The sequence below is a fragment of the Pseudomonas sp. GM25 genome (assembly GCF_000282255.1).
In the GTDB taxonomy this organism is placed as follows: domain Bacteria; phylum Pseudomonadota; class Gammaproteobacteria; order Pseudomonadales; family Pseudomonadaceae; genus Aquipseudomonas; species Aquipseudomonas aphyarum.
Window position 1 is genome coordinate 162,838 of sequence record NZ_AKJQ01000010.1, and the last position, 15,254, is coordinate 178,091.

Annotated in this window: 10 protein-coding genes; 2 read left to right on the top strand and 8 right to left on the bottom strand. The window is 62.2% G+C overall.

Translation table 11 applies throughout. The features are described 5' to 3' along the window. The first annotated feature begins 38 nt into the window (after nucleotides 1-38). Nucleotides 39-1,502: a cation:proton antiporter gene (locus PMI24_RS04220; RefSeq protein ID WP_007951410.1), complete on the top strand. Its 1,464-nt coding sequence runs from the start codon at nucleotides 39-41 to the stop codon at nucleotides 1,500-1,502. On the opposite strand, the gene PMI24_RS04225 is transcribed toward PMI24_RS04220, so the two are convergent. The 4 genes from PMI24_RS04225 to PMI24_RS04240 all read right to left on the bottom strand — a co-directional run bounded on the left by PMI24_RS04225 (nucleotide 1,401) and on the right by PMI24_RS04240 (nucleotide 7,908). Beyond that, nucleotides 1,401-1,937, bottom strand: a complete 537-nt coding sequence (locus PMI24_RS04225) for a hypothetical protein (RefSeq protein ID WP_007951411.1) — start codon at nucleotides 1,935-1,937, stop codon at nucleotides 1,401-1,403. The two genes, PMI24_RS04220 and PMI24_RS04225, sit on opposite strands and share 102 nt — an antisense overlap. Nucleotides 1,938-2,010: 73 nt before the next feature. Beyond that, nucleotides 2,011-3,930, bottom strand: a complete 1,920-nt coding sequence (locus PMI24_RS04230; protein WP_007951412.1) for a hybrid sensor histidine kinase/response regulator — start codon at nucleotides 3,928-3,930, stop codon at nucleotides 2,011-2,013. A 10-nt stretch (nucleotides 3,931-3,940) separates the two neighbouring features. Then, complete coding sequence (locus PMI24_RS04235; protein ID WP_007951413.1) at nucleotides 3,941-6,259, bottom strand: ATP-dependent DNA helicase; 2,319 nt, start codon at nucleotides 6,257-6,259, stop codon at nucleotides 3,941-3,943. After that, nucleotides 6,256-7,908: a VRR-NUC domain-containing protein gene (locus PMI24_RS04240; RefSeq protein ID WP_007951414.1), complete on the bottom strand. Its 1,653-nt coding sequence runs from the start codon at nucleotides 7,906-7,908 to the stop codon at nucleotides 6,256-6,258. The genes PMI24_RS04235 and PMI24_RS04240 overlap by 4 nt, the downstream gene beginning before the upstream one ends. Before the next feature lie 195 nt (nucleotides 7,909-8,103). Between PMI24_RS04240 and PMI24_RS04245 the strand changes: the two genes are divergently transcribed. Then, the gene (locus tag PMI24_RS04245) at nucleotides 8,104-8,328 is read left to right on the top strand and encodes a YgdI/YgdR family lipoprotein (protein WP_007951417.1); all 225 of its coding nucleotides are present in this window, start codon (nucleotides 8,104-8,106) and stop codon (nucleotides 8,326-8,328) included. A gap of 58 nt (nucleotides 8,329-8,386) precedes the next feature. Here PMI24_RS04245 and PMI24_RS04250 read toward each other — a convergent pair whose 3' ends face one another. From PMI24_RS04250 to PMI24_RS04265, 4 genes are all read right to left on the bottom strand, one after another. After that, nucleotides 8,387-8,761 (bottom strand): hypothetical protein, encoded by a 375-nt coding sequence (locus PMI24_RS04250; RefSeq protein WP_007951421.1) that lies wholly within the window; start codon nucleotides 8,759-8,761, stop codon nucleotides 8,387-8,389. 157 nt (nucleotides 8,762-8,918) lie between these two features. Then, nucleotides 8,919-10,772, bottom strand: coding sequence for a polyurethane esterase (locus tag PMI24_RS04255; RefSeq protein WP_007951422.1), 1,854 nt, complete (start codon nucleotides 10,770-10,772; stop codon nucleotides 8,919-8,921). Between the two features lie 100 nt (nucleotides 10,773-10,872). Then, nucleotides 10,873-12,561, bottom strand: a complete 1,689-nt coding sequence (locus PMI24_RS04260; RefSeq protein ID WP_007951424.1) for a polyurethane esterase — start codon at nucleotides 12,559-12,561, stop codon at nucleotides 10,873-10,875. Nucleotides 12,562-12,618: 57 nt separating this feature from the next. Beyond that, nucleotides 12,619-15,254 (bottom strand): autotransporter outer membrane beta-barrel domain-containing protein (locus tag PMI24_RS04265; protein ID WP_007951426.1); only part of this gene is annotated, 2,636 nt, incomplete at its 5' end.

Below are 15,254 nucleotides of genomic sequence, written 5' to 3' on the forward strand. Positions count from 1 at the left end.
TCGCGGCGGCATCCAACCGGCGCGGCGGGCCGCCCGTCGTGACCTTCATCATTTGGGTCGCCGTGCTCGGCGCCGTGCTGCTGACCCTCGCACTGACGTCGTCCTACCTGCGCTGGATGCCGGTGACGACGTCGGCGGTGTGTCTGTTGCTGGGTATCGGCATCGGGCCGGTCGGGCTCGATCTGCTGGAGTTGCCGCTGGATAAAGCCTCCAAGTGGATGGAGCACCTGACCGAAGTCGCGGTGCTGTTTTCCCTGTTCGTCTGCGGTTTGAAGCTGCGTTTGCCGTTGCGCGACAAGCGCTGGCGGATCGCATTCGGCCTGGCGGGCCCGGTGATGGTGTTGACCATTATCGGCGTGTGCCTGTTGCTGCATTTCGGGTTGAATCTCAATTGGGGCCCTTCTTTGCTGATCGGGGCGATTCTGGCACCCACCGACCCGGTGCTCGCGGCGCTGGTGCAGGTCAACGATGCGCGGGACGTCGACAGCGTGCGATTCGGCCTGTCCGGCGAGGCCGGGCTCAATGACGGGATAGCCTTTCCTTTCGTGATCCTCGGCTTGTTACTGCTTAAAGGTGAAGGTTTTGCCGCCGAATGGCCCGACTGGGTGTTGCGCAGCCTGCTCTGGGCCGTGCCCGCCGGATTGCTTTGCGGTTACTGGATGGGCCGCGGCATCGGCCGTCTGACCTTGTCACTGCGCATCCGCAACGATGACAGCACCCTCAGCCCCAACGACTATCTGGCGTTGGCGTTGATCGCGCTGGCCTATGTGGTGGCCGAATCCATCGGTGGCTACGGGTTTCTGTCGGTGTTCGCCGCCGGCCTGGGGTTGCGGCAGGAGGAAGTCAAATCCACCGGCGCCCACCAACCGCCCGCCGAGCATCTGGTGCAGCCGGTGGTCGGCCATCAGAACGTCGAACCGCAGCACGCGGTGCACGGCGATACCGAACGGCTGGAAGACAGCCAGGTGGCCGCCGGCATCATGATGGGCGACATGCTCGCCTTCGGCGGTCTGGTCGAGCGGGCGATGGAGGTGTTTCTGGTCACCCTGCTGGGTGTGGTGCTGGTCAGTCACTGGGACTGGCGGGCGCTGCTGGTCGGCGGCGTGCTGTTCTGTGTCATTCGCCCGGTCTGCGTGGGGTTGATGCCGTGGGGATCGCTGCTGGCTGGACGCCAACGGTTATTGATCGGCTGGTTCGGCATTCGTGGCATCGGCAGTCTGTTCTACCTCTTCTATGCGCTGAACCATGGGCTGGGCGACAGCGTGGCCACGCTGTGTACCGACCTGACCCTGTCGGTGGTGGCGCTGAGCATTCTGCTGCACGGCGTCAGCACCCAGCCGATTCTCGCCCGCTACGAGCGGCGTCAAAAACCGGGCAAATCCGAAGAACGCGGTGGTGTTTCAGCTTCCCGGGTTGGTCACCTGAATGTAGAAGGCATAACTGCCGAGCAACATCCAGAACGTGGCAAAGATCCACGGCGTACGAATGGAAAACAGCAGTGACTTGCGATACCCCTTGTGGCTCGATTCCATCTCGCTGAACAGCGGCGATTCGTCATAAGCCAGGCCCATCAGAGGTTCGCTGCGCAGCAATTCACTCTGCTTGAAGTGCCAATGATCGATGATGTCGTAGGCGGCACGAATCCCCGGCCAGGCATTGAGCGAACTGAGCAGGCCGAGCAAGGCCAGGAACGGTGGCACCACCAGGGTGAACAACTTGCCCCACTCGGGGTTGAGGTTGGCCATGCAGGACGCGAAGGCAATCACCAGAAACGATTGCGCCGCCAGGTAGGCGTCGGTGCGGTTGGCCAGGATGCTGGTTTCGTACTGGATTTCCCGTCGGTAGAAATCCAGCCGCTCCTTGGGTGAACCGAACATTTTGGCGTTATGTTCGTTCAGGGTTTCTTCGGCGGTCGGTTGGGTCAATATGCGTGGCACGATGGAACGCTCCGAAACAAAGCGTTTGGAGGCGCCATGCTCCGGACAAGTTCAGACCGATTGTGCCTTGGGTTCACTTCATTGACTGGGCAATGATCTCCACCAGATTCAGCTGATTGAACGGTTTCGACAGTCGCGGCAAGCCCGCTGCAAAGCCTTCGAGGCGCTCGGCATAACCGGTGGCGAGGATGATCGGCAGGTCCGGCTTGAGCAGGCGGACGGCGTGAGCGAGTTGCGCGCCGCTCATCTGCGGCATGGCCATGTCGGTGATCATCAGGTCGATGACCTCGTCCTGATCGAACAGCTCCAATGCCTTGGCGCCGGAACTGGCGCTGATCACCCGATGACCGAGGTCTTCCAGCAGCAGGACCGTGCTGGTGCGCACCAGGCTGTCATCGTCCACCACCAGTACGCTGAGGCGCGGCACCGTATCGGTGGACACCATCGGGCCAAGCGGTTTGGCGACAACGCCGTCGATGGCCACCGGCAACCACAGTTCAGCGGTGGTGCCCTGCCCCTGGGTACTTTTCAGAATGAAGCGGCCACCCAGTTGCTCGATGAAGCCATGGACCATCGACAACCCCAGCCCGGTGCCCTTGCCCAAGCCTTTGGTTGTGAAAAACGGATCGGTCGCCGACGCCAGCGTTTCAGCGTCCATGCCCTCACCGGTATCGGTCACCCTCAGGCAGACATAGCGTCCTGCCGCCATCGTCGAATCGTGCTGTTCAAGCACCACTTCGGGTTCGGCACTGATGGTGACGCTGCCGCCCTCCGGCATGGCGTCACGGGCGTTGGTCGCCAGGTTGAGCACCGCCAGTTCGAGCTGATTGCTGTCGGCCAGCACCGCTTGCAGGTCTTCGGGAAACTGCGTTTCGATGCGGATCCCCGGCCCCAGAGAGCTGCGCAACAGCCCGGTGATGCCCTGCACCAGTTTCGGGATTTCGATCGGTTCGGTCTTGAGTTCCTGACGTCGGGCGAAGGCCAGCATGCGTTGGGTCAGCGACACGCCGCGCAATGCGCCTTGCGTGGCGTTCTCCAGCAGACGGCTGACTTTCGGGTCCTCGCCTACGCGTTTGCGCACGATTTCCAGGTTGCCGAGGATCACCGTCAGCAGATTGTTGAAGTCGTGGGCGATACCGCCGCTGAGTTGGCCGATGGCCTGCATTTTCTGCGCCTGGAACAGCGCTTCACGGGTTTTCTCCAGGGCCTGTTGCGCCTGGGTAGCTTCGGTCACGTCGCGGGTGATCTTGGCAAAACCGAGCAAGGTGCCGGTGTCGCCGCGAATCGCATCGACCACCACATGCGCCAGAAACCGCGTGCCGTCCTTGCGCAGGCGCCAGCTCTTGTTCTCGAAACGGCCTTCGCGTACCGCGGTTTCCAGGGCGCGCTGGGGTTCACCGGCTTCACGGTCTTCCGGGGTGTAGAACATCGAGAAATGCTTGCCTATGACCTCATCCGGCTTGTAACCCTTGATCCGCTGCGCGCCGGGGTTCCAGTTGGTCACCCGGCCTTCGGGGCTGAGCATGTAGATCGCATAGTCGGTGACGCCCTGCACAAGCAGGCGGAATTGCTGTTCGCTCTGCTTGAGGGTTTCTTCGGCTATCTTGCGGTCGGTCAGGTCGCGGGTGATCTTGGCAAACCCGAGCAGTTGCCCGCTCGGGCTGAAAATCGGATCGATCACCACATGGCACCAGAAATGCGTGCCGTCCTTGCGTACCCGCCAGCCTTCGCCCTCAAACCGGCCTTCGCGGATCGCCGTGTCCAGCGCCCGCTGTGGCAAACCGTCAGCGCGGTCCTGGTCGGTGTAGAACCGGGAAAAGTGTTCGCCGAGGATCTCCGCCTCTTCGTATCCCTTGAAGCGCTTGGCGCCGGAGTTCCAGCTGGTAATGATTCCCTCGGGGTCGATCATGTAGATCGCATAATCGACCACCGCATCGATCAGCAAACGAAAGCGCATGTCTTCGATCGCAGCGGACTTCTTGTTCTCGCTCATCAGGCTTGGCTCAAAACAGTTTTTCAATCACTGGAGTATGCGTCAAACCGGCGGATTGGAAAGCTGCTTCTGTGAGATCAAGGTGCCACCAGCGCGGCAACAATTGCCGGATCCGGCTTTCGGCAAAGCGATCATCGATCAGCATCACCACGCCGCGATCCTGCTGGGTGCGGATCACCCGTCCGGCGGCCTGTACAACTTTCTGCACGCCGGGGAACAGGTAGGTGTAGTCGTAGCCGGCCCCAAAAATCGCCGCCATGCGCCGCTTCATCTGTTCATTGACCGGGTTGAGCTGGGCCAGCCCGAGGGTGGCGATGAACGCGCCGATCAGCCGTGCGCCGGGCAGATCGATGCCTTCACCGAACGCGCCGCCGAGCACGGCGAAGCCGACGCCCTGGCTGTCGGCGGTGAATTGATCGAGAAATTCCTGGCGCGCTCCTTCAGTCATGCCTCGGGATTGCTGCCAGCGGGTGATGTGCGGGTGCCGCTCGGCCAGCAACTGCGCGACCTGTTGCAGGTAATCGAAACTGCTGAAGAACGCCAGATAGTTGCCCGGACGTTCGCTGAACTGGCGGGCGATCAACTCGACAATCGGCTCCAGCGATGCCTGACGGTGCGTGAAACGGGTGGAAATCCGGCTGACGATCTGCACCTGCAATTGCTCGGCGCTGAACGGCGACTCGACATCGATCCAGACCGTGTCGGCCGGCGTGCCAAGCAAATCCGCGTAATAGTGGCGCGGGCTGAGGGTTGCGGAAAACAGCACGCTGCTGCGCGCCGCCGTCAAGCGCGGGCCGATGAACGCCGCCGGCACCACGTTGCGCAGGCACAGTTGCGATAACGGGCGTTTGCGCTCGAGGTCGCGTTTGCTGATGTCGAACAGGTAATGTGCGTCGAACAGTTCCGCCACCCGGCCGAATTGCAGCATCTCGAAGTAGAAGTTCTGCAATCCGCTGTCGAGCCCTTGCGGGTGATCGTTGAGGTAGTCGTCAATGCTCGCCGTGCAGGAAGAGAGCGCCTGCAACAGTTTTTCCGGCGCCTTGTCGTAGGCCTGATAAGGCGCAAACTGCTCATTGTGCAGGGCGTTCCATTCGCGGTTGACCCGCTGCAACGACTTCTTCAACGCCTCGGGCGCAGTTTTGCGCACGCTGCCCAGTGTCGCCTGATCGAGGGTGGCGCTGTACATCTGCCGCCCGCGTTCGACCAGGTTATGCGACTCGTCCACCAGCACCGCCACGCTCCATTGATTGAACTGGGCCAGACCGAACAGCAGCGCGCTGAAATCGAAGTAATAGTTGTAGTCCGCCACCACCACGTCGGCCCAGCGAGCCATTTCCTGGATCAGGTAATACGGGCACACCCCGTGCTGCGCCGCGACGTCTCGTAGCGCGGACTGATCCAGCAGACGTAATTGGCTGGCGGCTTCGCGGGCAGCGGGCAAGCGGTCGTAAAAGCCTTGGGCCAACGTGCAGGATTCGCCGTGGCAAGCCTTGTCCGGGTGTTCGCAGGCCTTGTCCCGGGCGACCATTTCCAGCACCCGCAGGGGCAAGGTTTCGCTGTGATCGAACAGCACTTGCGCCGCATCCAGCGCCAGTTTGCGTCCCGGTGTCTTGGCGGTGAGGAAGTAGACCTTGTCCAGTTGCTGCGGCGCCATCGCCTTGAGCATCGGAAACAGGGTGCCGAGGGTCTTGCCGATCCCGGTCGGGGCCTGGGCCATCAGGCAGCGGCCGGTGCTGACGGCCTTGAACACCGATTCGGCGAGGTGACGCTGGCCGGGGCGAAACGCGGCATGGGGAAAACCCAGCTGCTGCGCCGCCCGGTTGCGCGCGTCACGGTGGGCCATTTCCTGTTCGGCCCACGCCAGGAACAAACCGCATTGTTGTTCGAAGAACTGCCGCAGCGCTTCGGCGCTGAAAGCCTCGACCAGACAGGTTTCCTTTTCCGTGACGATGTCGAAATACACCAGCGCCAGATTGATCTGCTCAAGCTGCAATCGACAGCACATCAACCAGCCGTAGATTTTCGCCTGGGCCCAATGCAGCGAACGGTGATTGGCCGGTTGCTTGCTCAAATCGCCGCGGTAGGTTTTGACTTCTTCCAGGCAGTTCTGCGTCGGGTCGTAGCCGTCGGCCCGGCCCTTGACCTTCAATGGCCCGAATGCGCCCTCCAGCGCCACTTCGCTCTGGTACGCATCGTTGCGCCGGGACGCCACGGTGCGATGCCCGGCAATCCCCTCCAGCGCGGTCGGAGACGGGGTGAAGCGCAAGTCGAGGTCACCGGTTTTCGCGGTGAATTCGCACAACGCCCGCACCGCGATGCTGTAGCTCAAGCGCCCTGCTCCGCCCATTGCACGTAACACACGGCAACCGGCATGCGGTGCGTGTGGCAGAACTCCAGCCAGCGCAATTGGTTGTCCTGAAGGCGATCGCCGGGGCCTTTGACTTCGATCATCCGGTAGGTCTTGTGCTGCGGCCAGAACTGGATCAGGTCGGGCATGCCGGCGCGATTGGCCTTGATGTCCAGCAGCAGACGGCTGAACCAGTGCTTGAGGTGTTCGGCCGGCAGACAGGCCAGCGCCTGCTCCAGCAGCTCTTCATTGAGCGCGCCCCAGAACACGAACGGCGACTGCACGCCCCACTTGGCGGCGAACCGCGCGCGGATGGTGTCGGCATAGCGGCCATCGTCGAGTTCGGCGAGACAGGCCTGAAACAGCTCCGCACGTCGGGGCTGGAAGTCCTCGTTGAGCAGATCCACCGGCCCGCGCTGGAACGGGTGAAAGAACGCGCCCGGCAACGGCGCGAAGATCGCCGGCCAGCACAGCAGGCCGAACAGTGAATTGATCAGGCTGTTTTCCACGTAATGCACCGGGCCTGTTTCTTCGTGCAGGTGCGCCTGAACGTGATATTCCACCGACAACGCCGGATCGAGACGCGGCAGGTGCAGATCCAGCCGCTCCACCAGGCCGGGCGCCGTGCGCTTGATCGGTGGCCCGCCGAGCTTGCGCCGCAGGCGTGGCAACACCCGTTGCAGGCCCTGCTGTTCGGTGGCGGTTTCCGGTGCCTGCTCGGCAATGACCGCCAGTTCCAGCGCCAACGCATATTCGGTGCTGCGCTCCAGCACACGGATCATCCGCAATCGCGCGCCGGGATAGGCGCAGTCGCGATAGATCTTCAGCGCCAGGGCGAATTCGCCGATGCGCTCGCAGTATTGGCCGATCTGGAACAACAGCTTGCCGCGCCGACGTTGCAGCCACGGGTTGTCGAAATGCAGCGTCGCGACCTGTTCGACGATCGGCTCCAGCGGCTCGCCGGCTTCGAAATACAGCTGGCAGTCGTGCAGAAACAGGCAGGCATCGACGTCGGCACGGCTGCGCAAGCCCCGGGAATCAGCGCTGAATTCGACTTTTTCATATGTGAAGATGCCGAGGTCGGCGAGCACGAACTCCGACCAGTCCTGATAGAGGTTGCCGAAGAACATCAGGCGAAAACGGTCGCACAGGTCCATCAGCGTCAGGCTGAACAGCCGATCCGCCAGCGCCGGGCACCATTGCAGGAAACTGCGGGGCTCGGGGAATTGTTCGTGCAGCAGCGGCAACCAGTCGACTTTCTTGCCTTTAGGCTGATCGATGGCCGGGCCGAAGGCTTGCAGGATCTCGGCCTTGAGCAACACCTCGAACAGATCCGCCATCGACAACGGCGCCTGTTCATCGAGCCAGCCCTGCTCCAACAGCGGTTGCGCCGCTTCGGCGATGTCGCCGATTTCCGGATAATTCAGCTTTCCGGCACGAAAATGCACGCCCTTGCGCATCACCATACGTACCAGCAATCCCTGGGATCCGCGCGGCAGTGCCTTGAAGTCGCGGATGAAGGCGTGCTCCGCTTCGCTCATCACGTCGGCGTAACGAAGCTCAAGCCAATCAAGCACCTGGCGGAAGTTGTTGAGGTAATAGAACGGATCGTCAAGGGGATTGGCAGTCACGGTGATTTCGGGGCCATGGCAAGCGAGTACTGGTTATGCGTACAGATACCAGCCTGACCCGGCGGGCGCAAACGGAAAAAGATCAGTGGCACCTTCATTGCGGATTTTTTCAGGTGGCCATCGAACTTTTCCGGGCGTAATGGCACCAACCGCGTTAGAGGCCGACAATGGTCGAAATGAACAGGAACGCTGCTTATGAAAATCAAGACTCTCGGGATCCCGTTGGCTGTTGCGGCCCTGCTGACGCTGGCCGGTTGCTCGACCCCGACGGTGGTCACCCTGCAGAACGGCACCCAGTACCTGACCGAGGACATGCCCGATACCAAAAACGAGGACGGCTTCTACGAGTTCAAGGACATTTCCGGCGCCAAGATCCGTGTGCGTGCCGACGAAGTGGCCACCGTGCGCAAGGAAGACTGACGATTACCTCATCAAAAAAGGCTGCGTTCCTGTAGGAGCGCAGCCTTTTTTGCATTGATCAGCGGGGTAATGCCATGCCCGGGAGGGAGCCGTCGCAGTTCAGCGCGCGCTCGCCGCGCCGGACCATTTCTTCCTGCAAGCGCTGGCAACGCTGTCGCTCCTGCTGCGCCATGCGATCGATGCTCAGGTTGCCGGTCATTTCCGGCTCATGGTCTTCGCCGATGCGAACGGTCACGAACGGTTGTTCGGGCTGGATATGAAAGCGGCTTTTCTCTTCGACGGGTTTGACGTCATCACTTTCGGCCGGTTTTGGCAGTTGATCGGTGGTGACGCCATAGCGACTCAGAATCGAGCTGTGAGGCAGATCGGCCCAGGCATTGGCCGACAGCAGCGCCAGTCCCGCGATACCGAAAAACCTCTTGAAACCTTTCACGTGTGAATCTCCTGTACTCGTTGGCGACCCTTAGATGACGAACGTTGCCGTCATGGCTTTAGGCCGCATTTCCTGTTGGTGCAGGGATTGGAGTCAGGGAATGGCTGGTGAGTCACTTTTGATATGGGGAGAAGCGCGCCCCTCCCCACCCTTACCGTCAGGCGATCACAATCCCGTCGGCACTCAGGCTGTTCAACGCAACCCCGACCAGCGTTACCGAATCAGCGCCGAATTTCAGCACCGTATCCTGCCCCACCGCCGTGGCATGGGCGCGGAAGTCGTCGTTGGGCAATACGCCCTGCACGCCGAGGAACACCAGTTTGTCGTTGGCGGTGTAACCCACCACGCGATCCTGGCCGAACGCGCCGCTGAACAGGAAGGTATCCGCCCCGCCGCCCGACTCCATCAGATCATTGCCGGCGCCGCCGACGAACACGTCGTTGCCCGCCCCGCCGATCAGATGGTCGTTGCCGTCCAGTCCGAACAACCAGTCACCGCTGGCCTTGGCCTTGAGGGTGTCGGCGCCGCTGGTGCCCTTGACGCTCGATTCGTATTGAGTGACGTTGTTGCCGACCTTAAGACCGGTCGCCGTGACACTGTGGGTTACGTCGTCCTTGAACAGGCCCCAGAGGAACCCCGGCTCCTTGGTGACGATGCTGCCGATGTCGCGGGTGATGCTGATCCCGCCGTTGGCATCGCGGATGTACAGGTTGCCGGCGCCGTCATTGGCGAAATCGAAGCTATTGACCGACTTCTGCAACTCCAGGGTGTTGTTGCCCGAGCCGCCGAGCAGGATGTTGTAGCCCCCGCCGTCGCGGAACGTGTCGTTGCCGGCACGACCTTCCAGATAATCGTTGCCGCTGCCGCCCTGGATCAGGTCATTGGCGTCGCTGCCGATGATGAAGGTGCTGCCCTTGTGGGTTTCGGCGTTGCGGTTAAGGTCCTGCACCCAGGTGTTGGCCCGCGCCGGATCCGACAGGTTGGCGACGATGATCGTCGAGTCCTTGCTGGTCAGGTCGTAGAACTTCGACTCGATCACCCGGTTCATGCCGTCGCCATAAGCGGTCGGCAGGTGCGAGATCCAGGTCGGAATGTTGACGATCGAGAACGGCAGCACGTTCCACGCTGCCGAGGCGTAGTGGTCGTTGAAGCTGACGATGTTGTCGGTCGCCGACTCCTTGGGCGCGTCGTGCACGCCGAGCGAGGCGCCGGTGAAGGTCGAGCCGTCGAGGGCGCGGAACACCGGATCGTTTTCGTAGCCGACGTTGAGCACCTTGTCGGTGCTGCTCTGGGTTGGGGAGGCATAGGCGATGTAGTTGGAGTCCTGGAAGAACCCGCCCCATTTGCTGGTGCTCAGGTCCGCCATGCTGTTGACCGCCAGCCCGCCGAGGCTATGACCGCTGACCAGCACGTCCTTGCCGGTCAGGCCGTTGGCCTTGGCGAACGCCTCTACATCGCTCATCAGGTTGCCGAAGGCTTCGCCGACGTAGTTCTTGGCGTAATCCTTGGGCCCGAATGCAGCGAGCAAGTCGTTGATCACGTCACCGATGGAGTCGCCAATCAGGATTTCCCGTGGGCCGCTGGTGCCGCGAAAGGCGATGCCGATTTCCGTCAGATGGCCCTGAGCGTCGTATTTGCCGAGGATTTCAACTTGGGCGCTGGTGTAGCCGGCCTTTTCGCCGAAGAAGGTGCCGCGGGCATCGGTCTTGCCCTCGTAACCCAGTTGCGAGGCGGTGATCGGGGTCCAGCCGGCTTTTTTCACCGCGTCGAGTGCGGCTTTTTCCGAATCGGGGTTCCACGGGATGCCGGGGATCACCCCCTGGGAATCCGTGCCACCGATCAGCGCGGTCACCAGCGTGGCCGGCAAGCCGAGGCCGAAGCCGTTGTGCTGATAACCGACGGCAAAGCCGTTATCGAGGTTGTGGTAGGAATACAGCGTAATGGCCATGGCGTCGCTGAACAGCGCCTTGGAATCCGCCGTACCGAAATTCTTGTAGTCATACACACCCATTGCTGTTGCCTCTCTCTTTGTTGGAATTGTTCAGAGATAGCTCACAACCAGAACGCCCCTCCCGAGGCGCCCCGGAGCATTTCAGTACAACGTTCGTTTGTCAGGCGAAGACGAAACTCGAATCCGACAGGTTAGCCACACCCACCCCGACCAGCGTCACGGCAAAGTCGCCAATCTTCAGCACGGTATCGCTTCCGGACTGCGACGCGTGTTGCTTGTAGTCGTAGCCCTGCCCTGCACCTTCGACGCCCATGAACACCAGTTTGTCGCTGCCCTGGTAGCCATTGATCGCGTCGAAGCCGAACGCGCCGCTGAACAGGAAGGTGTTGTTGCCACCCACCGCGCTCATCACGTCGTTGCCGGCACCGCCGACGAAGGTCACGTGGGCCTTGTCGCTTTGCAGGTGATCGTTGCCGCCCAGGCCGAACAGCCAGTCGCCGTCAGCGGTGGCTTTGAGGGTGTCGCCCATGGCGCCGCCGCTGAGCGAATGGTTGTACTGGGTCAGTTCGGCACCGTTGGCCAGGCCTTTGGCGGTGACGGTCCAGGTGATTTCCTTGCTGCCCCACCACGAGCCCGACTCCTTGCTCACCAGCGCGCCGATGTCACGGGTCATGCTGATGCCGCCGTAGGCGTCACGCACGTACAGCGTGCCGTCGCCGTCGTTGGCGAAGCTGAAGTTCTGCAACGGCTTTTGCAGCTCGAAGGTGTTGTGGCCCTGGCCACCGAGCAGGATGTTGAAGCCGCCGTCGTCACGGAAACGGTCATCGCCGCCCAGGCCTTCGAGGAAGTCGTTGCCCGCCCCGCCCTTGAGCCAGTCACCGCTGTCGGTGCCGATGATGAACGTGCTGCCGGTGTGCGGTTCGCCGCTGCGGCCCAGATCCTCGACCCAGGTCTTGCCCCGCGACGCTTCCTCAAGGTTGGAGACGATGATCGTCGAGTCCTTGTGCGTCAGGCCGTAGAACTTCGACGCGATCACCCGATTCAGGCCGTCGGCATACCCCAGCGAGCTATGGGCCGACCAGTTCAGCGGATTGGCGATGCTGAATGGCACCAGGTTCTGCGCGGTGGACGCGTAGTTGTCGTTGAAGTTGACGATGTTGTCGGTGGTCGAATCGTGCGGCTTGTCGTGCTTGCCCATCGACGCAGTACTGAACGTGGTGCCGTCGAGCACGCGGAACACCGGGTCGTTTTCGTAACCGATGTTCAGCACGTTGGTGCCGGTGCTGCTCTGGGTCGGCGAGGCGAACGAAATGTAGTTGGCGTCCTTGAAGAACCCGCCCCAGTTGCTCGCGCTCAACTCCGCCACGCTGTTGACCCCGAGACCGCCGAGGCTGTGGCCGCTGATCATTACGTCCTTGGCCGCGATGCCATGAGCGACGGCGAAAGCGGCCACCGATTTGAGCAGGTTGTCGAAAGCGTTTTTCGCGTACTGGGTGGCGTAATCCGTCGGGCCGATGGCGGCCAGCAGGTTGTTTTTCATGTCGCCGAAGGTGTCGCTGTAACCCAGCCCGCCGGTGCCCCGGAAGGCCACGCCGATGCCGATCAGCTTGCCTGCGGCGTCGTACTTGCCGAGCACTTCGGCTTCGGCGCTGGTGAAGCCGTCCTTCTCGCCGAAGAACGTGCCCTGCGCCCCGACCTTGCCCTGATAGCCCAGCGCCGTGGCGCCGATCGGCTTCCAGCCGGTGCCGGGCAAAGCCTGCCCGGTCGGCGTGTAGGCATACAGCGTCAGGGCGATGGCGTCGCTGTACAGCGCTTTGCCGTCGGCATTTTTGTAATCGAACAATCCCATGTTGTGCTCTCTCTTCCTTTCAAAAACGGCAGTTCTCGAAAGAACTGCCGCTACCTCTTAGAACTGCCAGTCCAGCGTCAGGCCCACACCGTGGTCCTTTTCGTTGGAGCCGATCAGCCCGTTGTAGTCCAGGTTGACCCGGACATCGCGATTGAGCGCCAGCCCGGCGCGCACGCCGACCACCGCTGCATCTCGATCCATCGACACACTTTGCACGGTGAACGCACTGTTGCCATTGACGAAGGCCAAGTGACTGTCGGAATCCACGCGGCTCAAGTTGTGCTGCCAGCCCAGGCTTGCGCCCAGTTCCAGCTGGTGTTTCTCCGACAGGGCAAACGTGCGTTTGGCCCGCACACCGAGGGTCGACAACACCACGTCGCGGTTGTCTTCGCCGCCCTTCAGTGCGGCGGCATCACCCTTCTCGGTGAAACTGTCGCTGTTGAGGTGCACGTAGGCCAGATTGGCGAACGGCTCCAGGTTCATCGGTTGCAGGCCCAGGTCGTAGGCCGCTTCGGTGAACAGTTGCGCGGTGGTCGCATCGCGCTTGGTTTTCTGTTTGCCGCTGACGCCACCGAACTGCAGGTCGCGCTTGACGTCGATGCGATGCCAGCTGTAGGCCGCACCGGCGGTCAGACGCAGCGCATCGATCTGATGCCCCAGGTACGCGCCCAGGTGATAGCTATCGACCGAGGCGGACGAATGTGTACCCTCGCCCATGCTCAACGAGCTGTCGCTATAACCAGTAACGAAACCCAGACGGGTATCTTCAGCGATCAAGCCGTCGACACCGGCCAGCAGGCCGCCGATGGAGCTGGTGGAATCGGCGTATTTCGACCCGCCATCGCTCTTGCCCCAGGCGCCCAGCACTTTGAGCCAGGCGTTGCTGCGGTCATCGGTCGGCGCGCCGGCATCGAACAGGTCACGCTCGCGCAGACGTTCGCCCACGGCATCGCGCAGGTAACGGCTGTCGTTGATCAGCAGCGTGCCGATGGCCGGGTGAATCTCGCCGGACAGTTGCTGGAAGGCATCCTGCGCAGCGGCCGCCGACGGCGACAGCAACAGGGTTTCGAACAACGCATTGCCGGCACCGAGGCGTTCGGCGGCAGCACCGACCGCGCGCTGGTTCGGCGTCAGGCCGACACTGGCGAACGAGGCGCCGTTACGTCCAACCTCCAGTTGCACGCCACCCGCCGAGTAATCGAGGGTGCCGCCGAGGAACGCGTAGTTGGGCAACACTTGTCCGAACTGCCCTTCAATGCCACCCGCTGCCTGCAAGATGTTGAACTGGGTGCCGAGCAGGCTTTTCACTTCGTTTGTGGTCAACAGCGTCGGGCTGTTTTCCAGCGACATGGTTACGGTCGCGCCTTCGATCACCGCTTTGCCGCCGGCGACAATGCGGTCGCTGCTGGTCGGGGACACTTCCACCGCATAGGTCGAACCTGGCGCGAAGGTCACATCACCGGCCACGTTCAAGGTGCCGATGGAATTGCCCGGCGCCACAGTACCGCCGCTATTCGCGGTCAGCGCACCGATCCGGCCGTTACCGCCGAGGATGCCGCCGTCATTGACGGTGACCGCCGATTGCAGCGAGCCATTGATTGCCAGTCGCCCCTGATTGACCAGGGTCGGGCCGCTGTAGGTGTTGTTGCCGGTCAGCACCAGGGTGCCGATGCCTTGTTTGGTCAGACCGCCATGGCCGGAGATGTTGTTGCGCCAGGTGTCGAGCCCGCAGGTGATGTCGTTGCACACGCGCTCGGTGGGTTTGCCCGCATCGATGATCGCGCCGATGCCCGGCAGATCGGCCACGAACTGACCGGAACCGTAGGCGCCCTGGATGCGGAATTCTTCGGGGATGTCCTGCTCGGTGACGAACATCGCCGGGCCGTCGATGCCTTTGCGCAAGTTGATCATGCCCCAGCCGTAAAGCGCGTCGATGCCCGGTGCGCCGAGGTCGGTGGCCGTGGTGCGCAACACGCTGGCGACCTGATCGCCGGACATGTACGGGAAGCGCTCCATCAGCACTGCCATGGAACCGGCCACGTGCGGCGCGGCCATCGAGGTGCCGTTGTAGTTCTTGTAGCCGGTGGTCAGGTTGTCGGCGTTGGTGCCTTCGATGATCGAGCTGTAGATCTGCGTGCCCGGTGCCGAGACGCAGAAACTGGCGGTGTAGCCGCAGCGCGAAGAGAACGTACTCATGATGTACGGATTGGCGCTGGCCTGATCCGGGTTTCTCTGCAATGAGGCGACGGTGATCCAGTTCGGCGCGATGTCCGGCACGAAGTAACCGAGGCCTGCGATGGCGTCCGGGTTGTTCAGGTTGTAGTCGTTGCCCGCCGCGAAGATCGTCACGATCCCGCTGCGTGCGGCGGCGATTGCGCCGTCATAGGCGCCGCCGGGTTTGGTGCCCAGCAATGTGCGGATTTCGTTGAACTGCACTTGCGCGTCGTTGACGGTGAAGTGCGGATATGCCGGATTTCGGCCACCGAGGTCGAAACGGTCGGTGATGCCGATGCCCCAGCTGTTGTTGATGATCCGCGCGCCGCTGGCGATCAGCGCATCCCAGCCGGCCTTGTACACCGCGCCGTCGTTGCCGCGCACGATGCCGTCTTCGGGGCCCGGGTCGCCGTTGTCGGCGCTGATGATCTGCGCGCCGAACGCCACACCGTGCATCGGCCCGCCGTCACGGCTGGGGG